Origin of the sequence: Streptomyces sp. NPDC005496, from assembly GCF_042872045.1 — a bacterium.
Taxonomy (GTDB): domain Bacteria; phylum Actinomycetota; class Actinomycetes; order Streptomycetales; family Streptomycetaceae; genus Streptomyces.
The window spans coordinates 93,601-117,808 of the sequence record NZ_JBIAJQ010000016.1; the positions used below are offsets into that span (position 1 = coordinate 93,601).

Here is a 24,208-nt window from a genome sequence, read left to right on the forward strand (position 1 = left end):
CAGCCAGGGGGAAGAGCACGTACTTCATTGTCCCATGACACCGCGTGTGCACGGCCCGGACAGATCATCCAGGCTGGTCAGCGGGTGGTTGGTCGGATCCTCCAAGGTCCAGGACGACCGAGAGCGCGGCGCCCCCCGGATACGGCCCCGCGGCGGACGCCAGGACCTCCTGCGCGATCGCCCACTCCCCCGGCCGTGCGCCCGCGTACTCCCGCCAGCCGCCGACCACGAGCAGCCGGCCCGGACTCGCGGGCCCCCAGTCGGGGTCGCCGAGGCAGTCCGCGAGGGCGTCCCAGTTGCGGCCGAACCAGTCGGGCAGGCCGAGCGCGCGCACGCAGCGCTCCATGAAGGCGTCCCGGCCGGTGACGCCGGTGAGGTCGAGCGGGGTCACGCGCCAGCCGGCCGCGCGCAGGGCGTGTGCGGCCTCCTCCAGCGGGCCGGGGGTCACCTCAGCACCGCCCTGAACGACGCGTAGTGATCATCGGTGTAGTAGAACTCAGCGCTCTGCCCGGTGACAACACGACGGGCTCCGCGGTCGCTCTCGCCCGGCGTCCGGACGGTGTACTCGTGGTAGTAGCCCCGCGGCCGGGCCGGCAGTTCGCGCTCGAAGTTCCCGAAGACGGCGCCGTCCTTGGCGTACGGGAACGGGCCGCCCCTGTCGATGAGGGCGAGCGTCTCGCGGGCCTCGGCGGGCAGCCGGGACTCAGGCACGGCGGGCAGGTCCCCCGCCCAGGCGGGAGTGGAGACGGCCGGGGAGGGCGCCGCGTCCGGCGGAGTGCCCGTGTCCGCCGGGGAGCAGCCCGCCAGCAGGACCGCCAGGCAGACGAGGAGGCCGGCGAAGAGGCGGGGAACGGACCGGGGCGACATGCCGCCGATGCTCCCACAGCCACCCCCGCCTGCCGCGCCGCCCCGCACGCCGTCGCACCGGCGGTCGGTCCGCGAGGGCCGGCCGGTCCGACGTGAGACCCCCTACGGCCCTGGTCGGGCACTGCCCGGTTCGCGGCCCTTCAGGGCCCCGGACGCGGAAGGACCCGCAGCCCCGAGGGTCTGCGGGTCCGGTACGGCCGGCGGCTCACCGACGCGTCGGTCAGGGGCCGTCCGGGTCCGCCCGGTTGAGAGCGGGACGCGGAGCCGGACCCGCCGTCATCAGGTAGTCCGCCGCCGACGTGTCCGTCACCAGGCTGGTGACGAGACCGGAGCGCAGCACCGCGTCGATCGCGGCGGCCTTGCGCTGGCCGCCCGCGATCGCGACGACCTCGGGGATACGGCGCAACTGGTCCGCCTTGACGGTGATGCACCGCTCGCCGAGGTCACGTCCGACCCGGCGCCCCTCGGAGTCGAAGAGGTGCGCCGACATCTCGGCGGCGACCCCGAGCGAGGCGTAGTGCCCGCGCTCCTCGTCGCTGAGCATGTCGTGCACCGTCGAGATGCCCGGCTCCCAGGACCCGATGGAGACGCAGGCGACCGTGACTTTGTCGAAGTACTCGAAGGCGCGGGCGAGCCCGGTCTGGTTGCGCAGCGCCGCCGCGGTGGCCGCGTCCGGCAGCAGCATCGGCGCGTAGATGGGATGGGCGTCCCCGCCCGACACCTGGGCGGCCCGCCGTACCGCCTCCACCGAACCGCGCTCGGCGGTCCCGGCGTCGTAGACACCCGTCAGCTGCACCACCGTGCACGGGGGCAGCCTGGACAGCTCGGCGGCCATGTGGATGGTGGAGCGGCCCCACGCGAGGCCGAGCACGTCCCCCTCGTTGACCAGCTCGGCGAGCAGGTCCGCGGCGACCTCCCCGAGGTTCTCGGGGTCGGGCGACTCCTCGGCGTCGGCCGGGGACTCGACCACGACGGCGTGCCTGAGGCCGTAGCGGGCGCGCAGCGCGTCCGAGCGCTCCGCGTCCAGCTCGGCAGGTACACGGATCTCGATCCTCACGAGATCCCGTTCGAGAGCGGTCTCCAGGACCCGGGCCACCTTGAAGCGGCTGACACCGAACTCCTCGGCGATCTGGATCTTGGACTTGCCCTCAAGGTAGAAGCGGCGGGCCATGGCCGCCGCCTGGACCAGCTCAGCGGGCCCCATCCGCATGGCTGACCGGCCCGCCGACATACCCGACACGGCGATCTCCTCACTGCTGTTCACACTCTGGATTCGCCGTTCATCCTTGCAGATCCGGCGTACTTGATCCGCCCCGATGGGCGGCGTTCACGTTCCCTTGGTTCAGTGGTCGCACGCCCAGGAGGCATGGGCGGTCACCGCCTCCGCCTGCGTGCGCAGTGCACGTACCGCCTCGGCCGGGTCGGAGGCACCGTAGACCGCCGATCCGGCGACGAAGACGTCGGCGCCGGCCTCGGCGCAGCGCTCGATGGTGGAGGCCGAGACGCCCCCGTCGACCTGGAGCCACAGTTCGAGGCCGTGCTTGCTGATCAACTCGCGGGTGCGGCGGATCTTCGGGAGCATGATGTCGAGGAACGACTGGCCGCCGAAGCCCGGTTCGACGGTCATGATCAGCAGCATGTCGAGCTCGGGGAGCAGATCCTCGTACGGCTCGATCGGGGTCGCGGGCTTCAGCGCCATGGAGGCCCGGGCGCCCTTGGCCCGGATCTCGCGGGCGAGCCGCACCGGCGCGGCGGCCGCCTCGGCGTGGAAGGTGACCGAACCGGCCCCCGCTTCCACGTACTGGGGCGCCCACCGATCGGCGTCCTCGATCATCAGATGGCAGTCCAGCGGAGTGTCCGTCGCCCGGGCCAGGGACTCTACGACCGGTACCCCGAGCGTGAGGTTCGGTACGAAATGGTTGTCCATGACGTCGACGTGGAGCCAGTCGGCTCCCTCCACCGCCTTTGCCTCCTGGGCGAGGCGCGCGAAGTCGGCGGACAGGATGCTGGGGTTGATCTGCACGGCCATGACCCAAGACTGCCATGCCCGGCCCCGGTTGCTCCCCCCGGTCCGGACCTGGGCCGCAGCGCGGAGTTTCTGGGCCGTTCGGCGGATGTCGCGGAATGGCCGGACATGCCATGCTGGTCGGCTCACCGGCTCCAGAAGCGGCTACGGGGGTGGCCATGACGGACGGGAAGGAGCGCCGGGTGCGCCAGGGACTCATCGGGTTCGTGTGCGGGCGGCGCAGCAAGTGGGTCGTCGTCGGCCTGTGGCTGGTGCTGCTCGTGATGGCGGCGCCGCTCGCGACGAAGCTCACCGACGCCCAGGACAACGACGCCGCCTCCTGGCTGCCGGGCACCGCCGAGTCCACCCAGGTCCTGCACCTCTCGGAGGGCTTCAGGCCCGAGCAGATCCCCGCGGTCGTCGTCTACGCGCGCGACAGCGGCCTGACCGGCGAGGACCGGCGGCAGATCAGCGAGGACGTCCGCGAGATCAAGGCGCTGACCGCCCACGGGGTGCGCGGCCCCGAGACGCGCGGACCCGTCTACGACGACCGGACGGCACCCCGGGCGGCCGAGATCTTCGTGCCGATCACGATGGACGAGAAGGGCTGGAAGGAGATCGCGCCCGCGGTCGACTCGATCCGTGACCGGGTGGGCGAGGGCGGCGACGGGCTGGCCGTGCACATCACCGGGCCCGGCGGTACCTCCGCCGACTTCTCCGAGGCGTTCGAGGGCATCGACTCGACGTTGCTGTTCGCCGCGATGGCCGTCGTCATCGTGATGCTGCTCCTCACCTACCGCAGCCTGACGCTGATCGTCGTCCCGCTGATCGCGGTGGTCGTCGCGCTGTTCACCTCCCAGGCGCTGATCTACCTGCTGGCGGAACACGCGGGCCTGACGGTCAACGGGCAGAGCGCGGGCATCCTCACGGTCCTCGTCTTCGGCGCCGGCACGGACTACGCGCTGCTGCTCGTCGCCCGCTACCGCGAGGAGCTGCGCCGGCACGAGGACCGCCACGAGGCGATGGCCCTCGCCCTGAACCGGGCGGGACCGGCGGTCCTCGCCTCGGGTGCCACCGTCGTGCTCAGCATGCTGGTGCTGCTGGCCGCCGAGATGAACTCCACGCGCGGTCTGGGCCCGGTGGCCGCGATCGGCGTCGCGGTCGCCCTCCTCGCCATGATCACCCTCTTCCCGGCCCTGCTGCTGGTCTTCGGCCGCTGGATCTTCTGGCCCTCCGTCCCCCACCTCGGCTCGCCCGACCCGACCGCACGCGGCCTCTGGGCCCGGATGGGGGGCCGCATCTCCCGCCGTCCGCGCGTCATCTGGATCGGCACGGCCCTCGCCCTCGCGGTGCTCTCCCTCGGCCTGCTGCAGATCCGCGCCGAGGGCATCGGCAACGCCGACGCGTTCACCGGCAAGCCGGACTCGATCGCCGGGCAGGAGGTGTCCGCGCGGTACTTCCCGGCGGGCAGCGGCGACCCCCTCGTGATCGTGGCCGACGAGACGAGCAACGCCGAGGTCCGCAGCGCGGTCGCGCAGACCAGGGGTGTGGTGCCCGACAGCATCACCGTGCCCCCGGGCACGAGACCCTCGCACGACGGCAGGGTCCTCTTCGAGGCGACGATGACCGCGCCGTCCGACAGCGAGGCCGCCAAGCAGACGGTGGAGCGCGTACGGGACAACGTGCACGCCGTGCCCGACGCCGACGCCCGGGTGGGCGGCGGCACCGCGGCCCTGCTCGACATGGACGCGGCGACGACGCACGACAACCTGGTGATCATCCCGGCGGTCCTGGCGGTCGTCCTGCTGATCCTGATGCTGCTGCTGCGCGCGGTGGTGGCGCCCCTGCTGCTGATCGGGACGGTCGTCCTGTCCTTCACGGCGGCGCTGGGCGCCAGCGCGCTCGCCTTCCGCCACCTCTTCGACTACGCGGGCGAGGCGACGGACTTCCCGCTCTTCGTCTTCGTCTTCCTGGTGGCTCTGGGCATCGACTACAACATCTTCCTGACCACCCGCATCCGCGAGGAGGCGGCCCACCAGGGCACCCGCCCGGGCGTCCTCACCGGTCTCGCCGCGACCGGCGCGGTGATCACCTCGGCGGGCCTGGTCCTCGCGGGCACCTTCGCCGCCCTGGGCACGCTGCCCATGGTCGCCTTCGCCGAGATCGGTTTCGCGGTCGCGCTGGGCGTCCTGCTGGACACCTTCATCGTCCGCTCGGTCCTCGTGACGTCCCTGTTCCTGGACGTCGGACCGAAGGTGTGGTGGCCGCACCGGCTGTCCCGCGAGGACGCGGCGGAGCACCGGAACCCGGCCCCCACGGAACCGGCTTCACGGCCGGGCGGCTAGGGCCTGTCCGGCGGATCATGCCGGAGACGCGGGGTCTGGCACGCCCGTCTGCGGCGTTGTCGTCGGTTGCCGACTCCCCCACTCTCGGCTCCGCTCGAGCGGGGGCCCCCATCGCGTCGACGCCCTCCTCCGCCTTGCAGCCGAACGCACCAGACCCCGCTCACCTGGGCTGCAAGGCACTGCCGATTTCCTCCGACTTGATCCGCCGGACAGGCCCTGGGGGTGTCGTCGGGGCCCGACGACACCCACGGGGCCCCTCCGCTCACGCCGTCCGGCGGATGAGCGCCAGGTACATGGCGTCCGTGCCGTGCAGATGCGGCCACAGCTGCACGTCGGGGCCGTCGCCGACTGCCGGGACCCCCGGCAGGAGCGGACGGGCGTCGAGCAGCTCGGCCGCACCGTCGTAGTGCTTGAGCACGTCGTCGACGACCGCGCGGGTCTCGGCGAGGTGCGGTGAGCAGGTCGCGTACCCGACGACGCCGCCGACCCGCACGGAGTCGAGCGCCGTGCGCAGCAGCCCGCGCTGGAGCGGCGCGAAGCCCTCCAGGTCCTCGGGCCGGCGCCGCCAGCGGGCCTCCGGACGGCGGCGCAGGGCACCGAGGCCCGTGCAGGGCACGTCCATCAGGACCCGGTCGAAGGTGCCGGGACGCCACGGCGGGCGGGTGCCGTCGGCGGTGACGACCTGGTACGGGCCGGGGTTCCCGGCGAGCGCCTTGGCGACGAGTCCGGCGCGGTGCGGCTGCTTCTCGGCGGCGAGCAGCACGGCCCCGCGCTCGGCCGCGAGCCCCGCGAGCATGGCCGCCTTGCCGCCGGGGCCGGCGCAGCCGTCGAGCCACTTCTCGTCCGGTCCGTCGAGCGGCGCGTTCGCCAGCGCGAGGGCCACCAGCTGGCTGCCCTCGTCCTGGACCCCGGCGCGCCCCTCGCGCACGGCGTCGATGGCGCCCGGCTCGCCGCCCTCGGTGAGCCGCACGGCATACGGGGACCAGCGGCCCGGCAGCGCGTTCTCCTCGCCGAGCACGTCGAGGAGTTCGCCGGCGCTCGACCGTCCGGGCCGGGCGACGAGGGTCACCTCGGGCCGTTCGTTGTCGGCCTCCAGCAGGTCCTCGATCCCGGCGCGGCCACCCCCGAGGGAGTCCCACAGCGCGGAGACGATCCAGCGCGGGTGCGAGTGCACGACGGCGAGATGGTCCTCGGCGTCCTCGTCGTACGGCGGCGCGACCTGCTCCAGCCAGGCGTCGAGGTCCTGCTGCGCGATCTTGCGCAGGACGGCGTTGACGAACTTGGCGCGCCCGTCGCCGAGTACGACCCTGGCCAGCTCCACCGAGGCGGAGACGGCGGCGTGCGTCGGGATGCGGGTGCCGAGGAGCTGGTGGGCGCCAAGGCTGAGCACGTCCAGGACCGGCGGGTCGACCTCGCGCAGCGGCCGGTCGACACAGGCCGCGATGACCGCGTCGTACGTGCCCTGCCTGCGCAGCGTCCCGTACACCAGCTCGGTCGCCAGCGCCGCGTCCCGCCCGTCGAAGCCGCCCTTCTCCCGGGCCTTGCGCAGCAGCGGCGGCAGGACGAGGTTCGCGTACGCGTCCCGCTCGTCCACGGCCCGCAGCGCCTCGAAGGCGAGGATGCGGACGGGGTCCTTCTGGGGACGACGGTAGGGCTTGCCCGGCCTGCTCGGCCGACGGGACTGCTCGCTCACAGGAAAGGTGCTCCGGATCCGGGAAAAGGTGCGCCTCTCAGCGTACGCCGCGCCCGGACACCCGGACCCCGGTCACCCCCGTCCGCCTCGTCAGGAGCCGAGCCGCTCCCCGGAGGGGATACGCACCCCGCGTGCCCAGTCCGCGGCGCGCATCGGCTTCTTGCCCTGCGCCTGGACCCACAGCAGCTCGACGGCGTACGAGCCGGTGCCGACGTGCACGCTGTTCTTGCCCACCGCCAGCTCCCCGGGGGCGAGTTCGGTGCGCTCGGGCACGGCGGCCACGTGGATCAGCTTCAAGCGCTCGCCGCGGAAGACGGTCCACGCGCCCGGCGCCGGCGTGCAGCCCCGGACGACGCGGTCGATGCGCAGGGCCGGTGCGGACCAGTCGACGTGGGCGTCCTCGACGGTGATCTTCGGGGCCAGGGAGATGCCCTCGGCGGGCTGCGGAACGGCCTTGACGGTGCCGTCCTCGATCCCGTCCATGGTGGCGGCGAGCAGTCCGGAGCCGGCGAAGGCGAGCCGCGTGAGCAGGTCCCCGCTGGTGTCGGTGGGACGGATCTCCTCGGTGACCGTGCCGTAGACGGGGCCGGAGTCCAGGCCCTCCTCGATCAGGAAGGTGGACGCGCCGGTGATCTCGTCGCCCGCCATGATCGCGTGCTGCACGGGGGCCGCGCCCCGCCAGGCCGGCAGCAGCGAGAAGTGGAGGTTGACCCAGCCGTGCGCCGGGATGTCCAGGGCGACCCTCGGCAGCAGCGCGCCGTACGCCACGACGGGGCAGCAGTCCGGCGCGATCTCCCTGAGCCGCGCCAGGAACTCCTCGTCCCGCGGCTTCACCGGCTTGAGGATCTCGATGCCGGCCTCCGCCGCGCGCTCGGCGACGGGACTCGCGACGAGCCTGCGGCCCCGCCCGGCCGGTGCGTCGGGCCGCGTCACGACGGCGGCGACCTCGTGCCGGCCGGAGGCGAGCAGAGCGTCCAGGGCGGGAACGGCGACCTCGGGGGTACCTGCGAAGACGAGCTTCATGGGTGGCGGCTGGCCTCTCGGGCGGAAGTGCGGTCAGGCCCGCGCGGGCCGGCGGAGCGGTGCCGTGCGGGGCGGCGCACCAGTCTATGAGCCCCGCGCCCGCCGGGGACGGTCAGCCCCACGAGGCGGCGGCGTCGCCCGGCCGGGTGGCCGGCCCCGCCGGGGACGCACCCCGCGGGAGGCACCTCTGCCCCGCCGGGGTCCTCGGGGGCGTGCGTCGAGATGCGCGCCCCGTGCATATGCCCTTACGCCCCCGCAGCGTGACCACTGACCCCGTAACGCGTTGTCAAGAGAGAGTTGACTCAACGGGCCGCGATCGCGGCCCGGTCCTTTTCCGCAACGCCGGTTCGAGAGGCTTGTTCATGGCCGACCACGCAACCCACGACGCCCAGGCTCGGGCCAGCCTGCACTTGCTGGTGCGGGACATCGAGCGGGTCCGCCGGCAGGTGGACGCGCTGCGCACGCTCACCGCCCAGCTGGGCAACGTCTACCGCCCGCGCCGCTCCGGCCCCTCGACGGGCTTCGTCGTCTACGGGCGTGCCCCCGCGCCGACCGTCCGCCTCGCCCAGGAGCTGCGGGACAGCGTCGAGACCCTGGTGACGGCCGCCGTGGACTTCGACCGCTCGCTGGGCTTCTCGTGGGACGCGGTGGGCTCCGCGCTCGGCGTCACCAAGCAGGCGGTGCACCGCCGTTACGGCGCCCGCCGCGCCGCCGCCCAGGCCGCCGCCGAGGCCGAGCGCGCCACCGAGCCGTCGAGCACCCGCACCGTCGCCGTCAACACCGGTATCCCCTCGGTGCCCACCGTCCCGGCCGCCCGTTCCATGCCGACCCAGCCGACCGCGGGAAGCCCCACCCTCCGCGAAGAGGTCAGGCCGACGGCCTTCCCGAGCCCGCGCAACGGCTGACGCCCGCCCTCCACCGCCTCCCGGCCCACCACCGGGAGGCGTCCCCGTCTCCGGCCAGGGGCGCCCCCACGGACCCGTCCAGCGCGTCGCGTGCGAGACCGGCCGGCCTCCGATCTCCGGCCGCCGACTCCTGGCGTACCCCCGACGGATGACTCCCGATGCCGTCCGCGCGCCCGTCCGGCCCGCCGCGCGCCCCTACTCGTCGTGAGGGCCGACCTGACCGCTCGGGCGTACGGGCCGACCTGACCGCTCGGGCGCCGGTACCTCGCTGGACCCGCCGGCCCCCGCACGCGCCACCCGCGTCCCCCGGCCACACGTACCGGCGGACCACCCGGCGCCACCGATCGCCGTCAGCGGTCAGCGGTCAGCGGTCAGCGGTCAGCGGTCAGCGATCAGCGGTCAGCGATCAGCCGATGTCCAGCGGATCGATCCGGATGCGGACCGGCTCCTGCCCGCCACGGGCCATCCGCGCCGCCTGCGCGGTCTTCAGCGCGGCCGCCAGCGCGGCGCCGCTGCCCGGCGGTACGCGGATCAGCACCCGCTCCCAGTGCTCACCCGGGGGCGGACCCCCGACCCGCCGCGGACGCCCCGGCTCCGTGAAGGGGACCGGCACCGGCCCCAGCACCTCGGCGTCGCCCGGGAGCTCGGCCGCGGCGAGGAAACCCGCGAGCCCGTCGGCCGTACCGGACACGGCGGCCATCCGGGACACCGGGGGAAATCCGAGCTCGGCCCGCTCGGCGAGCTCCCGCACCGCGTGCCCCACGGGGTCCCAGCGGACGAGCGCCTGCACGGGCCGCAGCGTCGGCTCGGCGACGACGACCACGGTCCCACCTGCTCCCTGGGCGCGGACGAGCGCCGCGGCGCCCAGCCAGCGCCGCAGGGCCTCCTCCCCCGCCCGCAGGTCGGGCCGCCCGAGCATGGCCCAGCCGTCGAGCAGCAGGGCGGCCGCGTACCCGCCCTCGGCGACGGGCTCGGCGCCCGGTGTGCTCACGACGAGCGCGGGGGCCTCGGACACCGTGTCGAGCACCTGCTCGCGCCCGGAGGTCCGCACCGGAACGGCCGGGAACGCCCGCCCCAGCTCCTCGGCGGTCCGCCGCGCCCCCACGACCTGCGCCCGCAGCCGGAACCCCCCGCACTCGGGGCAGTGCCAGGCGGTCTCGTCCCGGCCGCACCAGCCGCAGCGCAGGGCCTCGGCGTCCTGGGCCTCCAGCGGCCCGGCGCAGTGCCGGCACCGCGCGGGCGCCCGGCACTGGGCGCAGGCCATCCGGGGCACGTATCCGCGCCGCGGCACCTGGACGAGGACGGGCCCCTGCCGCAGCCCCTCCCTGACGATCTGCCAGGCGAGGGTCGGCAGCCGGGCGGCGCGCGCGGCCTCGTCCCGGGCGAGATCCCCGTCCCCGACGGTCCGCACCAGGGGCGCGCAGGCCCTCACCTGCTCCCGCTCGGCGACCAGGGGCAGGGCCCACCCGCTCTCGACGAGCTGGGCCGCCTCCACGGTGCAGCCCCAGCTCCCCAGCAGGAACGCGCACTTGTCGCGGGCGGCCCGCAGCTCCAGCACCTCGCGGACGTGCGGGAAGGGGGCGTTGTCGTCGCTGTGCGCCGCGTCCCCGTCGTCCCAGACGACCACCAGTCCCAGATCCCGTACGGGTGCGAACATCGCGGCGCGGGTCCCCACCACGGCGCGCACGGCTCCGCGCCGGACGGCGAGCCACTCCCGGTAACGGCGCTCCTGGCCCGCGTCCGCGGTCAGCAGCGCGTGCCGGCCCTCCCCCAGCAGATCCGTCAGGGCCGCGTCCACGCGCGCGGCGGGCCGGCCTGCCGGTACGACGACCAGGGCCCCGCGTCCGGAGGCCAGGGTGGCCTGGACGGCGCGGGCGATCTCCTCGGCCCACTGCGGGCCCGGCAGGGCGGTCCACACGGCGCGCGGCGCCCCGCCGGAGGCGAGGGCGCCGAGGAACTCCGCGCCTCGCACGTACCGCGTCCAGGTCCCCGGGTCGGGGGCGGCGGGCGGCGGGGGCGGGCCGGGCATGACGGCCGCCTCCGCGCGCGCGTGCCGGGGCGGGACCGCCAGCTGGAGCACGTCCGCGAGGCTGCCCGCGTACCGGTCGGCGACGGCGCGGGCGAGTCCGAGCAGGTCGGCTCCGAGCACCGGCTCGGGCGACACCACCTGGGCCAGGGCGGCGAGCGGTCCCGCGTAGTCGGACTCGGCGACGCGGTCGACGATGAAGCCGTCGATCAGACTGCCGCCCTCGCGGCGCCCGTCCCGCACATTGCGCCCGCCGGCACCGAACCGCACCCGAACCCGCACCCCGGGCCGGGCGATCTCGTCCAGCTCCTCGGGGACGGCGTAGTCGAAGTACCGGTCGAGGTGGAGCACGCCCTTGTCGACGACGACCCGGGCGACGGGGAGCTCCTTCGCCAGGGCGGCGCCCCGCCAGGTCCGCGGCTTCGCCTTCGGCACCTTGGCCTTGCGCACCGCCTCTCGGACCAGCGCAAGCTGCTCGGGCGGCGCCCCGTCCGCCGCCCCGCCCGCCCGCCCGTTCTCGCTGCTCACGCCTGCATTCCTACCAGACCCCACCGACAGCGACCCACGTCGCGGACCGGCGCCCCCGGCCGCCGGAACGGCCCCCGAACGCCCCCGAACGCACGGAAGGCCCGGCGTCCCCGTGGGGAGGCCGGGCCTCGTGACCGTGGACGGGAGGGCTACAGCCCCGCCGCCTTGCGCAGCGCGTCCACCCGGTCCGTGCGCTCCCACGTGAAGTCGGGCAGCTCGCGGCCGAAGTGACCGTACGCGGCGGTCTGGGAGTAGATCGGGCGCAGCAGGTCGAGGTCGCGGATGATGGCCGCAGGGCGCAGGTCGAAGACCTCGGTGATGGCGGTCTCGATGCGCTCGGCGTCGACCTTGGCGGTGCCGAAGGTCTCGACGAAGAGACCGACGGGCTCGGCCTTGCCGATCGCGTAGGCGACCTGGACCTCGCAGCGGGTGGCGAGGCCCGCGGCGACCACGTTCTTCGCGACCCAGCGCATCGCGTACGCGGCGGAGCGGTCGACCTTGGACGGGTCCTTGCCGGAGAAGGCGCCGCCGCCGTGGCGGGCCATGCCGCCGTACGTGTCGATGATGATCTTGCGGCCGGTGAGGCCGGCGTCGCCCATCGGGCCGCCGATCTCGAAGCGGCCGGTCGGGTTCACCAGGAGGCGGTAGCCCTCCGTGTCGAGCTTGATGCCGTCGTCCAGGAGGGCCTTCAGCTCGGGCTCCACGACGAACTCGCGGATGTCGGGCGCGAGCAGCGAGTCCAGGTCGATGTCGGAGGCGTGCTGCGAGGAGACGACGACGGTGTCCAGGCGGACCGCCTTGTCGCCGTCGTACTCGATGGTGACCTGGGTCTTGCCGTCGGGACGCAGGTAGGGGATGGTCCCGTTCTTGCGCACCTCGGACAGGCGCCGCGAGAGGCGGTGCGCGAGGTGGATCGGGAGCGGCATCAGGTTCGGCGTCTCGTCGGTCGCGTAACCGAACATCAGGCCCTGGTCGCCGGCGCCCTGACGGTCCAGCTCGTCGTCGTCGCCCTCGACGCGGTTCTCGTACGCCGTGTCGACGCCCTGCGCGATGTCGGGCGACTGCGAGCCGATGGAGACGGAGACGCCGCAGGACGCGCCGTCGAAGCCCTTCTTCGAGGAGTCGTAACCGATCTCGAGGATCTTGTCGCGGACCAGCTGGGCGATCGGCGCGTACGCCTTGGTCGTGACCTCTCCGGCCACGTGCACCAGGCCGGTCGTGATGAGCGTCTCCACGGCGACCCGGGACGTCGGGTCCTCGCGCAGGAGCGCGTCGAGAATGGTGTCGCTGATCTGGTCAGCGATCTTGTCGGGGTGACCCTCGGTCACGGACTCCGAGGTGAACAGGCGACGGGACACAACGCTCCCTGGGGTTGCAGCGGCTGCTGGCTGATCATTGGCGGACGGGACGGAGGCTGCGCCCGGCGTCGTCCGTGAACAGTTTATCGGTCGCGCTCGTCCGCGGGCCCACCCGTCTCGCCTCTCGGGAGTGCTGTGACCTGCGGCACGGGCATTCTGCCCAATGCGTGTCGCTCTCCGCCAGGGTCGCCACGCCCGAATCGGCGTGGTGTGTGCCGCCGGACGGAGCTAACGGGCCGGCGGGCGGAGGCGTCCGGCCACCAGGTCCCACACGATCTCGGCCAGTGCCTCCTTGGGCCCGTACGGCACCGGGGTCTCGCTGCCGTCCGCGCCGAGCACCACGGCCTCGTTCTCCTCGGAGCCGAAGGTCTTGCGCTCCCCCACCTCGTTGACGACGAGGAGGTCGCAGCCCTTGCGCTCCAGCTTGCCGCGGCCGTTGGCGAGGACGTCGTCCGTCTCCGCGGCGAAGCCGACGATCACCTGGTCCGGGCGGGCGCGGTCGGCGGAGATCTCCGCGAGCACGTCCGGATTGCGGACCAGGACGATCGGCTCGGGCTCCTGGCCGTCCTTCTTCTTGATCTTCCCGGTCGCGTACGCCGCCGGGCGGAAGTCGGCCACGGCGGCGGCCATGACCACGGCGTCCGCGTCGGAGGCGGCCTTGAGCACGGCCTCGCGCAGCTGCACGGCGGTACCCACCCGGACCACGTCCACGCCGGCGGGGTCCGGCAGGCCGGCGTTCGCGGAGACGAGTGTCACCCTGGCCCCGCGGGCCGACGCGGTGCGGGCGAGGGCGTAGCCCTGCTTGCCGGAGGAGCGGTTGCCGAGGAAGCGGACGGGGTCGAGCGGTTCGCGCGTGCCGCCCGCGCTGACGACGACGTGCCGGCCGGCGAGGTCGGGCGCGCTCACGCCGCGGGCGAGCACCCGGCGGCAGACCTCGAAGATCTCGGTCGGATCGGGCAGCCGGCCCTTGCCGGTGTCGACGCCGGTGAGGCGGCCGACGGCCGGCTCGATCACGACGGCACCGCGGCGGCGCAGCGTGGCCACGTTCTCCTGGGTGGCCGGGTGCTCCCACATCTCGGTGTGCATGGCGGGGGCGAAGACGACCGGACAGCGGGCGGTGAGCAGGGTGTTCGTGAGGAGGTCGTCGGCGAGGCCGTGGGCGGCCTTGGCGAGCATGTCGGCGGTGGCGGGCGCGACGACCACCAGGTCGGCGTGCTGTCCGATGCGGACGTGCGGGACCTCGTGGACGTCGGACCAGACCTCGGTCGAGACGGGGTGGCCGGAGAGCGCGGACCAGGTGGCGGCGCCGACGAAGTGCAGTGCGGACGCGGTCGGGACGACGCGCACGTCGTGACCCGACTCCGTCAGCCTGCGCAGCAGCTCACAGGCCTTGTACGCGGCGATGCCGCCGCTGACGCCCAGAACGACCTTCGGCTTGTCCACCAGGGTCTCCCCGCACTAGAGAACGTACGACGCGCTCGGAGGAGCACGACTCCATGCTGCCGCACCGCCCGGAGGCGGTTCCGGCGCCCCGGCACACCGCAGGCCCGACAGTCACGCTGCCGGGCCTGGGATGAGCGGTCGGGCGATCAGGTCGCGGGGCCCTCGACGGCCTCGGACGTCAGCAGGCCCGCGTTGATCTCGCGCAGGGCGATGGAGAGGGGCTTCTCGTGGACGTGCGTGTCCACGAGGGGACCGACGTACTCGAGGAGACCCTCGCCGAGCTGCGAGTAGTAAGCGTTGATCTGACGGGCGCGCTTGGCCGCGTAGATCACCAGGCTGTACTTCGAGTCGGTGGCCTCGAGGAGCTCGTCGATCGGAGGGTTGATGATGCCCTCGGGAGCGGTGATGGAAGAGGACACGCTCTGCCTTCCGAAAGGTGGGATGAGATCAGTGAAGATCACACAACGTTCATCAAGGCTAGCAGCTCGCGCGCCACGTCCTCGACGGAGGTGTTGACCAGGGTGATGTCGAACTCGGACTCGGCCGCCAGTTCGATCTTGGCCGCGGCCAGTCGGCGCTCGATGACCTCGGGCGGTTCGGTGCCGCGCCCGGTGAGCCTGCGCACCAGCTCCTCCCAGGAGGGCGGGGCCAGGAACACCAGCTGGGCGTCCCGCATGGACTCGCGGACCTGCCGGGCTCCCTGGAGGTCGATCTCCAGGAGGACCGCCTCGCCCGCCTCCAGCCGCTCCATCACGGCGGCACGCGGCGTGCCGTAGCGGTTGCCGGCGAACTCGGCCCATTCGAGCAGCTCGCCGTTGGCGATCAGCTTGTCCATCTCCTCGTCGCTGACGAAGAAGTAGTGGACCCCGTGCTTCTCACCGGGGCGGGGCTTGCGGGTCGTCGCCGACACCGAGAGCCAGACCCCGGGGTGTTCCTTGCGCATATGGGCGACGACCGTGCTCTTGCCGACCCCGGAGGGGCCGGAGAGCACGGTCAGCCGCGAACGTTCACTCATGCAGCGATTATCCAGGTTCTCAGGAGTGCCCGAGAACGTCAGCCGGCGGTGCTGCCGAACTCGCGCTCCAGGGAGGCGATCTGGTTGGAACCGAGACCCCGCACGCGGCGGCTCTCGGAGATCCCGAGTCGCTCCATGATCTGCTTGGCGCGGACCTTGCCCACGCCCGGCAGGGACTCGAGGAGAGCGGAGACCTTCATCTTGCCGATGACGTCGTTCTCCTGACCCTGCTTGATGACCTCGTGAAGGGAGGCGCCGGAGTGCTTGAGTCGATTCTTGACCTCGGCCCGCTCCCGGCGAGCCGCGGCGGCCTTTTCGAGCGCGGCTGCGCGCTGTTCAGGGGTAAGGGGCGGAAGAGCCACGCCTACGTCACCTCGGATGTCGAACTGTCGGATACGGACCGGTGAGGAACCTAGTCGCCCCACACCTGGGGAGACACGGGCTACAGGCTCGCCCGATCTCCCCCACTGCCTGGAGGGCGTGGGAGGTGCCCTCACTCGACGGAGACTAGCGGGCAAGTCCGCCGGAGTCAGCGAGAACAGCGGAAAAGTCCTGGTCAGCCTCCGTCGAGCCTGACATTCCCGACATTACGCCCCGGATTTGAGGATGTATTCAGACTCAAGGCGGCCGAGAGACGCTCATCGACGGACTCAAACGGTCGCGACGGCCGTCCGGATCTCCTCCGCGAAACGGTCCGCGGAGCTCCGGAGCGCGGCGACGTCGGGTCCGTGCCGCAGCACACCCCGGCTGACGTTCGGCACCACCCGGCGCACCGCCGCGCCGAAGACGCCCGGCAGATCGGCCGGCGTGGCCCCCTGGGCGCCGATGCCGGGCGCGAGGAGCGGACCGTTGATGTCCAGGTCGTAGGAGGAGAGATCGCCGAGCGTGGCACCCACGACCGCCCCGAAGGAGCCCAGGGGCGTCTCTCCCGCGTTCTCGGCGGCGAGGTGGGCCAGCATGGTCGCCCCGACGCTGCGGCCGTCCGCACGGACCGCGTGCTGCACCTCGCCGCCCTCCGGGTTGGAGGTCAGGGCGAGGACGAAGAGCCCGGCGCCGCTCTCCCGCGCCAGCTCCACCGCGGGCTTCAGCGAGCCGTAGCCGAGGTACGGCGACACCGTGAGCGCGTCCGAGAACAGCGGGGCGTCCTTGCGCAGGAAGGTCTCCGCGTACGCCGCCATGGTGGAGCCGATGTCGCCGCGCTTGGCGTCCATCACGACCAGCGCGCCGGCCGCCCGCGCCTCCTCGACGGACTTCTCCAGGACGGCGACGCCGCGCGAGCCGAACCGCTCGAAGAAAGCGCTCTGCGGCTTCAGGACGGCGACCCGATCGGCGAGCGCCTCGACGACGGTGCGGCTGAAGCGCTCCAGGCCCGCGAGATCGTCGTTCAGGCCCCAGTCGGTGAGCAGGGAGGCGTGCGGGTCGATACCGACGCACAGCGGGCCCCGGTCGTCCATGGACCGGCGCAGCCGGGCGCCGAAGGGCTCCAGGGTCATGCGGACTTCCTCACGTCGGCGCCGACCGCGTCGGCGAGGGTGGCGTACGGGCTCGTCCGCAGGCGGGCGGCGAGACCCTTGTGGATGGCGCGCCCCCAGAAGGGGCCCTCGTAGACGAAGGCGCTGTAGCCCTGGACCAGGGTGGCGCCGGCCAGGATCCGCTGCCAGGCGTCCTCGGCGTTCTCCACGCCGCCGACGCCCACCAGGGTGATCCGGTCGCCCACGCGCGCGTAGAGGCGGCGCAGGACCTCCAGGGAGCGTGCCTTGAGCGGGGCGCCGGACAGGCCGCCGGTCTCCTTGACGAGGGCGGGGTCGGACCGCAGGCCGAGCCCCTCACGCGCGATGGTGGTGTTGGTGGCGATGATGCCGTCCAGGCCGAGCTCCACGGCGAGGTCGGCGACGGCGTCGACGTCCTCGTCGGCGAGGTCCGGCGCGATCTTGACGAGCAGCGGCACCCGCCGGTCGGTGACCGTCCGGTCGGCGGCCTCGCGGACGGCGCTCAGCAGCGGGCGCAGGGCCTCGGTGGCCTGGAGGTTGCGCAGGCCGGGCGTGTTCGGCGAGGAGACGTTGACGACCAGGTAGTCGGCGTGCCGGGCGAGCCGCTCGGCGGACTTCACGTAGTCGCCGACGGCCTCCTCCTCCGGGACGGCCTTGGTCTTGCCGATGTTGACGCCGACGATCGTCCGGAAGACCGGCGTGCGGGCGGCCAGGCGCTCGGCGACGGCCGCCGAGCCGTCGTTGTTGAAGCCCATGCGGTTGATGAGCGCCCGGTCCGGCACGAGGCGGAACAGCCGCTTGCGCGGGTTGCCGGGCTGCGCCTCGCCGGTGACCGTGCCGATCTCGACGTGGTCGAAGCCGAGCATCGCCATCCCGTCGATGGCGACCGCGTTCTTGTCGAAGCCGGCGGCGAGGCCGAAGGGGCCGTGCATGCGCAGGCCGAACGCCTCGGTGCGCAGTTCCTCGTACCGGGGGGCCAGCGCCGCCGCGACGAAGGTCCGCAGCACGGGGACGCGGACGGCGAGACGGATCCAGCGGAAGGCGAGGTGGTGCGCCTGTTCCGGGTCCATCCGCTTGAAAACCAGGCGGAAGTAGAGCTTGTACATGTCTCCGTGTCCTCATGAAGAGGGGGACACCGTTTCCGGTGTCCCCCTCGGGCTGCTAGTCGCGGGCCGCGATCAGATGCTCGGCGTGTTCCTGCAGGGAGCGCACGCCGACGTCGCCGCCGTTGAGCGCGTCGATGCCCTGGACGGCGGCGGCGAGCGCCTGCACCGTCGTCAGACACGGGACGGACCGGGCCACGGCCGCCGTGCGGATCTCGTAGCCGTCGAGGCGGCCGCCGGTGCCGTAGGGCGTGTTGACGATGAGGTCGACCTGGCCGTCGTGGATGAGCTGGACGATGGTCTTCTCGCCGTTCGGGCCGACGCCCTCGGACTGCTTGCGCACGACCGTGGCGTTCAGGCCGTTGCGCTTGAGCACCTCGGCGGTGCCGGACGTGGCGAGCAGCTCGAAGCCGTGGGCGACGAGTTCGCGCGCCGGGAAGATCATCGAGCGCTTGTCGCGGTTGGCGACCGAGATGAAGGCGCGGCCCTTGGTGGGCAGCGGCCCGTAGGCGCCGGCCTGCGACTTGGCGTACGCGGTGCCGAACACCGAGTCGATGCCCATGACCTCGCCGGTGGAGCGCATCTCCGGGCCGAGGACGGTGTCGACGCCGCGGCCGTGGATGTCACGGAAGCGCGACCACGGCATGACGGCCTCCTTGACGGAGATCGGCGCGTCGAGCGGCAGGGTGCCGCCGTCGCCGTTCGCCGGGAGCAGGCCCTCGGCGCGCAGCTCGGCGACGGTCGCGCCGAGCGAGATGCGGGCGGCGGCCTTGGCCAGCGGCACCGCGGTCGCCTTCGAGGTGAAGGGCACGGTGCGCGAGGCGCGCGGGTTGGCTTCGAGGACGTAGAGGATGTCCCCGGCCATGGCGAACTGGATGTTGATCAGGCCGCGGACACCGACGCCCTTGGCGATGGCCTCGGTGGAGGCGCGCAGCCGCTTGATGTCGAAGCCGCCGAGGGTGATCGGGGGCAGGGCGCACGCCGAGTCGCCGGAGTGGATGCCGGCCTCCTCGATGTGCTCCATGACGCCGCCGAGGTAGAGCTCCTCGCCGTCGTACAGGGCGTCGACGTCGATCTCGATGGCGTCGTCCAGGAAGCGGTCGACCAGGACCGGCCGGGAGGGGCTGATCTCGGTGGACTCGGCGATGTACGACTCCAGGCGCGTCTCGTCGTACACGATCTCCATGCCGCGGCCGCCGAGCACGTACGACGGGCGGACGAGGACCGGGTAGCCGATCTCGTCGGCGATGGCCTTGGCGCCCGCGAAGGTGGTGGCGGTGCCGTGCTTGGGGGCCGGGAGGCCGGCCTCGGCGAGCACGCGGCCGAAGGCGCCGCGGTCCTCGGCGGCGTGGATCGCCTCGGGCGAGGTGCCCACGACCGGTACGCCGTTGTCCTTGAGCGCCTGCGCGAGGCCCAGCGGGGTCTGGCCGCCGAGCTGGACCACGACACCGGCGATCGGGCCGGCGAGGGACTCCGCGTGCACGATCTCCAGCACGTCCTCGAGCGTCAGCGGCTCGAAGTACAGGCGGTCGGAGGTGTCGTAGTCGGTGGAGACGGTCTCCGGGTTGCAGTTGACCATCACGGTCTCGTAGCCGGCGTCGCTGAGCGCGAAGGACGCGTGGACGCAGGAGTAGTCGAACTCGATGCCCTGGCCGATGCGGTTCGGGCCGGAGCCGAGGATGACGACCGCGGGCTTCTCGCGGGGCGCGACCTCGGTCTCCTCGTCGTAGGAGGAGTAGAAGTACGGCGTCTTCGCGGCGAACTCGGCGGCGCAGGTGTCGACCGTCTTGTAGACCGGGCGGACACCGAGGGCGTGCCGGACCTCGCGGACGACGTCCTCGCGCAGGCCGCGGATCTCGGCGATCTGGGCGTCGGAGAAGCCGTGCCGCTTGGCCTCGGCGAGCAGGTCCTGGTCCAGCCGGTCGGCGGCGGCCAGCTCGTCCGCGATCTCCTTGATCAGGAACATCTGGTCCACGAACCACGGGTCGATCTTCGTCGCGTCGAAGACCTCCTCCGGGGTGGCTCCGGCGCGGATGGCCTGCATGACGGTGTTGATGCGCCCGTCGGTCGGCCGGACGGCCTCTTCGAGGAGCTGCTTCTTGTCGCCGGGCTCGCCGACGAAGGTGAACTGCGAGCCCTTCTTCTCCAGGGAGCGCAGCGCCTTCTGGAGCGCCTCGGTGAAGTTGCGGCCGATGGCCATGGCCTCGCCGACCGACTTCATGGTGGTGGTGAGGGTGGAGTCCGCGGAGGGGAACTTCTCGAAGGCGAACCGGGGCGCCTTGACGACGACGTAGTCGAGCGTCGGCTCGAAGGAGGCCGGCGTCTTCTCCGTGATGTCGTTCGGGATCTCGTCCAGGGTGTAGCCGACGGCCAGCTTGGCGGCGATCTTGGCGATCGGGAAGCCGGTGGCCTTGGAGGCGAGGGCCGAGGAGCGCGACACACGCGGGTTCATCTCGATGACGATGATCCGCCCGTCCTCGGGGTTCACCGCGAACTGGATGTTGCAGCCGCCGGTGTCGACGCCGACCTCGCGGATGATCGCGATGCCGATGTCGCGCAGCCGCTGGTACTCGCGGTCGGTCAGCGTCATCGACGGGGCGACGGTGATCGAGTCGCCGGTGTGGACGCCCATGGGGTCGAAGTTCTCGATGGAGCAGACGACCACGACGTTGTCGTTCTTGTCGCGCATCAGCTCCAGCTCGTACTCCTTCCAGCCGAGGATGGACTCCTCCAGGAGCACCTCGGTGGTCGGGGAGAGCGTCAGGCCCTGGCCGGCGATGCGGCGCAGCTCGTCCTCGTCGTGGGCGAAGCCGGAGCCGGCGCCGCCCATGGTGAAGGAGGGGCGGACGACGACGGGGTAGCCGCCGAGCGTCTCGACGCCCTGGAGCACGTCGTCCATGGAGTGGCAGATGACCGAGCGGGCGGACTCGCCGTGGCCGATCTTCTTGCGGACCTCTTCGACGACGTCCTTGAAGAGGTCGCGGTCCTCGCCCTTGTTGATGGCCTCGACGTTGGCGCCGATCAGCTCGACGCCGTACTTCTCCAGCACACCCTGCTCGTGCATGGAGATCGCGGTGTTGAGGGCGGTCTGGCCGCCGAGCGTCGGCAGCAGCGCGTCCGGGCGCTCCTTGGCGATGATCTTCTCGACGAACTCCGGGGTGATCGGCTCGACGTAGGTCGCGTCGGCGATCTCCGGGTCGGTCATGATCGTCGCCGGGTTGGAGTTGACGAGGATCACGCGCAGGCCCTCGGCCTTGAGCACGCGGCACGCCTGGGTGCCGGAGTAGTCGAACTCGGCGGCCTGGCCGATGACGATCGGGCCGGAGCCGATGACCAGGACGGACTGGATATCGGTGCGCTTAGGCACGCTGGCCCTCCATCAGGGATACGAAGCGGTCGAACAGGTAGGCGGCGTCGTGCGGGCCGGCTGCCGCTTCGGGGTGGTACTGGACGCTGAAGGCCGGCTGGTCGAGGAGCTGGAGTCCCTCGACGACCTGGTCGTTCAGGCAGACGTGGGAGACCTCGGCGCGGCCGAAGGGGGTCTCGGAGACCCGGTCGAGCGGGGCGTCGACGGCGAACCCGTGATTGTGCGCGGTGACCTCGACCTTGCCGGTCGTACGGTCCTGCACCGGCTGGTTGATGCCGCGGTGGCCGTACTTCAGCTTGTAGGTGCCGAAGCCGAGGGCGCGGCCGAGGATCTGGTTGCCGAAGCAGATGCCGAAGAGCGGGGTCTTGCGGCTGAGGACCTCGCGCATCAGGGCGACGGGCTGGTCGGCCTTCTCGGGGTCGCCGGGGCCGTTGGAGAAGAACACCCCGTCCGGCTGGACGGCGTAGAGCTCCTCGGCGGTCGCGGTGGCGGGCAGCACGTGCACCTCGATGCCGCGCTCGGCCATCCGGTGCGGGGTCATGCCCTTGATGCCGAGGTCGACGGCGGCGACGGTGAACTTCTTCTCGCCGACGGCCGGGACGACGTAGGTCTCCTGGGTGGCGACCTCCTCGAAGAGGCTGGCGCCCTTCATCTCGGGGGCCTGGCGCACCTCGGCGATCATCGTGCCCTCGTCGGGCAGCGCGTTGCCGGAGAAGATGCCGACGCGCATGGCGCCGCGCTCGCGCAGGTGGCGGGTGAGCGCGCGGGTGTCGATGCCGCTGATGCCGACGACGCCCTGGGCGCGCAGCTCGTCGTCCAGGGAGCGGCGGGAGCGCCAGTTGGAGGGCACGCGCGCGGGGTCGCGCACCACGTATCCGGCGACCCAGATCCGCTTCGACTCGGGGTCCTCGTCGTTGATGCCGGTGTTGCCCACGTGCGGGGCCGTCATGACGACGACCTGGCGGTGGTACGACGGGTCGGTGAGGGTCTCCTGGTAGCCGGTCATGCCGGTGGAGAACACCGCTTCGCCGAAGGTCTCCCCCACGGCCCCGTAGGCACGGCCGCGGAAGATCCGGCCGTCCTCCAGGACGAGTACGGCGGAAACCTTCGCGGCTTCCCTTGTGGAGGTCGTCATCGTGCGCCTTCCGTGTCGTTGCTCTTGTTGATCATGGCGTTCAGGGTGTCGACCCACTCGTTGTGTTCGGCCGCGCGGTCCGAGCGGAACCCGGAGTCGATCAGCCGGTCGCCGTGGGCCCAGGTGACGACGAGCAGGCCGCCCTCGGTGAGGACCTTGCCGGCGATGCCCTTGTCGAGCCGGGCCTCGCGCAGTGCTCCGGCCGGGACGAAGAAGTCGGTGGCCCCGGGGCGTACGACGTCCAGTCCCGCGTCCGTCAGCGTGAGCTCGACCCTGCTGCGGGTGCCCAGGCCGTGCGCCACGATGCGGTCGAGCCACTGCCCGGCGGTGGTGGAACCGTGGTAGCGGCCGCTCATCGTCAGTCTCGCCGGACCGGGGCCGGTCGGCATTCCAGGCAGCCGCGGGCCGTCCTCGTCGGGGGCGGCGGGCGCCGGGCGGGTCGGCAGCTCGGGCAGGTCGCCCTGGAGGGTGCCGCGCCACTTCCAGCCCTCGCGCATCAGCCAGTAGACCAGCGCGACGAAGAGGACGAGGCCGACGAGCCAGCCGATCCGGGCGGCCCAGTCGGTCACCTCCGCCGACTTCTGTCCGGCGGCGATATAGGTCGGTTGCAGAGATGTCACGCGAGCTTCCCGTCGACGAGCGTGGCCCGGCCCCGCAGCCACGTGTGCGTCACACGGCCCGGCAGCTCGCGGCCCTCGTACGGAGTGTTGCGGCTGCGCGAGGCGAAGCCCGCGGGGTCCACGGCTCCACGGTATTCCGTGTCGACCAGCGTGAGGTTGGCGGGCTCACCTGCCGAGACGGGACGTCCGTGGCCGGTGGCCCGGCCGATCACGGCGGGCTTGACGGACATGCGGTCGGCGACGCCGGCCCAGTCGAGCAGGCCGGTCTCCACCATCGTCTGCTGGACGACGGAGAGGGCGGTCTCCAGGCCGACCATGCCCATGGCCGCCGCGGCCCACTCGCAGTCCTTGTCCTCGTGCGGGTGCGGGGCGTGGTCGGTGGCGACGATGTCGATGGTGCCGTCGGCGAGCGCCTCGCGCAGGGCGAGCACGTCACGCTCGGTGCGCAGCGGCGGGTTGACCTTGAAGACCGGGTTGTAGCTGCGCACCAGCTCGTCGGTGAGGAGCAGGTGGTGCGGGGTGACCTCGGCGGTGACGTCGATGCCGCGGGACTTGGCCCAGCGGACGATCTCGACGGAGCCGGCGGTCGACAGGTGGCAGATGTGGACGCGGGAGCCGACGTGCTCGGCGAGCAGCACGTCCCGGGCGATGATCGACTCCTCGGCGACGGCGGGCCAGCCGCCGAGGCCCAGCTCGGCGGAGACGACGCCCTCGTTCATCTGGGCGCCCTCGGTCAGCCGGGGCTCCTGGGCGTGCTGGGCGACGACGCCGCCGAAGGCCTTCACGTACTCCAGGGCACGGCGCATGATCACGGCGTCGTCGACGCACTTGCCGTCGTCGGAGAAGACCGTGACGCCGGCCGCGGACTCGTGCATCGCGCCCAGCTCGGCGAGCTTCTTGCCCTCCAGGCCGACGGTGACGGCGCCGATGGGCTGCACGTCGCAGTAGCCGCCCTCCTGGCCGAGCCGGTAGACCTGCTCGACGACGCCGGCGGTGTCGGCGACCGGGAAGGTGTTGGCCATGGCGAACACCGAGGTGTAGCCGCCGCTCGCTGCGGCCCGGGTGCCGGTGAGCACGGTCTCGGAGTCCTCGCGGCCCGGCTCGCGCAGGTGGGTGTGCAGGTCGACGAGGCCCGGCAGCAGCACCCGGCCCTCCGCCTCCACGACCTCGGCGCCCTCGGCGCTGAGGCCGGTGCCGACCTCGGCGATGGTCTCGCCGTCGATCAGCACGTCCTGCGGCTCGCCGCCGAGCACCTTCGCACCGCGAATAAGGATCTTGCTCATCT

At 72.7% G+C, this 24,208-nt stretch carries 20 protein-coding genes; 2 read left to right on the forward strand and 18 right to left on the reverse strand.

All coding sequences use genetic code 11. The annotated features are described in order from the left end of the window. Positions 1-64: 64 nt before the first annotated feature. The 4 genes from ACFYQQ_RS36780 to rpe all read right to left on the reverse strand — a co-directional run bounded on the left by ACFYQQ_RS36780 (position 65) and on the right by rpe (position 2,896). A complete protein-coding gene (locus ACFYQQ_RS36780; RefSeq protein WP_355791047.1) occupies positions 65-448 on the reverse strand; it encodes a barstar family protein in 384 nt (127 codons plus the stop codon). Continuing rightward, on the reverse strand, positions 445-867 hold the full coding sequence (locus ACFYQQ_RS36785) for a ribonuclease domain-containing protein (protein WP_356166492.1): 423 nt from the start codon (positions 865-867) through the stop codon (positions 445-447). The genes ACFYQQ_RS36780 and ACFYQQ_RS36785 overlap by 4 nt, the downstream gene beginning before the upstream one ends. A gap of 220 nt (positions 868-1,087) precedes the next feature. Further along, the gene (locus tag ACFYQQ_RS36790) at positions 1,088-2,131 is read right to left on the reverse strand and encodes a sugar-binding transcriptional regulator (RefSeq protein WP_388906884.1); all 1,044 of its coding nucleotides are present in this window, start codon (positions 2,129-2,131) and stop codon (positions 1,088-1,090) included. A gap of 78 nt (positions 2,132-2,209) precedes the next feature. Next, positions 2,210-2,896: a ribulose-phosphate 3-epimerase gene (rpe, locus tag ACFYQQ_RS36795; protein ID WP_355790159.1), complete on the reverse strand. Its 687-nt coding sequence runs from the start codon at positions 2,894-2,896 to the stop codon at positions 2,210-2,212. Positions 2,897-3,051: 155 nt separating this feature from the next. Here rpe and ACFYQQ_RS36800 point away from each other — a divergent pair, with 155 nt between their 5' ends. Further along, positions 3,052-5,217: an MMPL family transporter gene (locus ACFYQQ_RS36800; RefSeq protein ID WP_355790157.1), complete on the forward strand. Its 2,166-nt coding sequence runs from the start codon at positions 3,052-3,054 to the stop codon at positions 5,215-5,217. A gap of 262 nt (positions 5,218-5,479) precedes the next feature. Here ACFYQQ_RS36800 and ACFYQQ_RS36805 read toward each other — a convergent pair whose 3' ends face one another. Beyond that, positions 5,480-6,910: a transcription antitermination factor NusB gene (locus ACFYQQ_RS36805; RefSeq protein WP_356166501.1), complete on the reverse strand. Its 1,431-nt coding sequence runs from the start codon at positions 6,908-6,910 to the stop codon at positions 5,480-5,482. A 90-nt stretch (positions 6,911-7,000) separates the two neighbouring features. Beyond that, positions 7,001-7,933 carry a methionyl-tRNA formyltransferase gene (gene fmt, locus ACFYQQ_RS36810; RefSeq protein WP_388906889.1) on the reverse strand — a complete coding sequence of 311 codons (933 nt, stop codon included), beginning with the start codon at positions 7,931-7,933 and terminating at the stop codon, positions 7,001-7,003. Positions 7,934-8,295: 362 nt separating this feature from the next. Here fmt and ACFYQQ_RS36815 point away from each other — a divergent pair, with 362 nt between their 5' ends. Further along, positions 8,296-8,838 carry a hypothetical protein gene (locus ACFYQQ_RS36815; RefSeq protein ID WP_356166507.1) on the forward strand — a complete coding sequence of 181 codons (543 nt, stop codon included), beginning with the start codon at positions 8,296-8,298 and terminating at the stop codon, positions 8,836-8,838. Between the two features lie 406 nt (positions 8,839-9,244). Here the strand turns inward: ACFYQQ_RS36815 and ACFYQQ_RS36820 are convergent, their stop codons facing one another. The 12 genes from ACFYQQ_RS36820 to ACFYQQ_RS36875 form a co-directional block, all read right to left on the reverse strand. Next, the gene (locus tag ACFYQQ_RS36820; protein ID WP_356166510.1) at positions 9,245-11,392 is read right to left on the reverse strand and encodes a primosomal protein N'; all 2,148 of its coding nucleotides are present in this window, start codon (positions 11,390-11,392) and stop codon (positions 9,245-9,247) included. 149 nt (positions 11,393-11,541) lie between these two features. Next, positions 11,542-12,750: a methionine adenosyltransferase gene (gene metK / locus ACFYQQ_RS36825; protein ID WP_355793032.1), complete on the reverse strand. Its 1,209-nt coding sequence runs from the start codon at positions 12,748-12,750 to the stop codon at positions 11,542-11,544. A gap of 228 nt (positions 12,751-12,978) precedes the next feature. Then, positions 12,979-14,193, reverse strand: coding sequence for a bifunctional phosphopantothenoylcysteine decarboxylase/phosphopantothenate--cysteine ligase CoaBC (gene coaBC / locus ACFYQQ_RS36830; RefSeq protein ID WP_356166513.1), 1,215 nt, complete (start codon positions 14,191-14,193; stop codon positions 12,979-12,981). A 146-nt stretch (positions 14,194-14,339) separates the two neighbouring features. After that, a complete protein-coding gene (rpoZ, locus tag ACFYQQ_RS36835) occupies positions 14,340-14,612 on the reverse strand; it encodes a DNA-directed RNA polymerase subunit omega (protein ID WP_019059732.1) in 273 nt (90 codons plus the stop codon). Between the two features lie 38 nt (positions 14,613-14,650). Continuing rightward, positions 14,651-15,208, reverse strand: coding sequence for a guanylate kinase (gene gmk, locus ACFYQQ_RS36840; RefSeq protein ID WP_355780877.1), 558 nt, complete (start codon positions 15,206-15,208; stop codon positions 14,651-14,653). 38 nt (positions 15,209-15,246) lie between these two features. Continuing rightward, complete coding sequence (locus ACFYQQ_RS36845) at positions 15,247-15,570, reverse strand: integration host factor (protein ID WP_010988268.1); 324 nt, start codon at positions 15,568-15,570, stop codon at positions 15,247-15,249. A 288-nt stretch (positions 15,571-15,858) separates the two neighbouring features. Next, entirely contained in the window at positions 15,859-16,701 is an 843-nt protein-coding gene (pyrF, locus tag ACFYQQ_RS36850; protein WP_355780880.1) for an orotidine-5'-phosphate decarboxylase, read from the reverse strand. Then, positions 16,698-17,804: a quinone-dependent dihydroorotate dehydrogenase gene (locus ACFYQQ_RS36855; RefSeq protein ID WP_355780883.1), complete on the reverse strand. Its 1,107-nt coding sequence runs from the start codon at positions 17,802-17,804 to the stop codon at positions 16,698-16,700. Before ACFYQQ_RS36855 ends, pyrF begins: the two co-directional genes overlap by 4 nt. 55 nt (positions 17,805-17,859) lie before the next feature. Then, entirely contained in the window at positions 17,860-21,168 is a 3,309-nt protein-coding gene (gene carB, locus ACFYQQ_RS36860) for a carbamoyl-phosphate synthase large subunit (RefSeq protein WP_356166520.1), read from the reverse strand. Beyond that, on the reverse strand, positions 21,161-22,303 hold the full coding sequence (carA, locus tag ACFYQQ_RS36865) for a glutamine-hydrolyzing carbamoyl-phosphate synthase small subunit (RefSeq protein WP_355780889.1): 1,143 nt from the start codon (positions 22,301-22,303) through the stop codon (positions 21,161-21,163). The genes carB and carA overlap by 8 nt, the downstream gene beginning before the upstream one ends. Further along, the gene (locus tag ACFYQQ_RS36870; RefSeq protein WP_356166523.1) at positions 22,300-22,923 is read right to left on the reverse strand and encodes a hypothetical protein; all 624 of its coding nucleotides are present in this window, start codon (positions 22,921-22,923) and stop codon (positions 22,300-22,302) included. Before ACFYQQ_RS36870 ends, carA begins: the two co-directional genes overlap by 4 nt. Then, positions 22,920-24,206: a dihydroorotase gene (locus ACFYQQ_RS36875; protein ID WP_355779196.1), complete on the reverse strand. Its 1,287-nt coding sequence runs from the start codon at positions 24,204-24,206 to the stop codon at positions 22,920-22,922. The genes ACFYQQ_RS36870 and ACFYQQ_RS36875 overlap by 4 nt, the downstream gene beginning before the upstream one ends. Between the last annotated feature and the right edge of the window lie 2 nt (positions 24,207-24,208).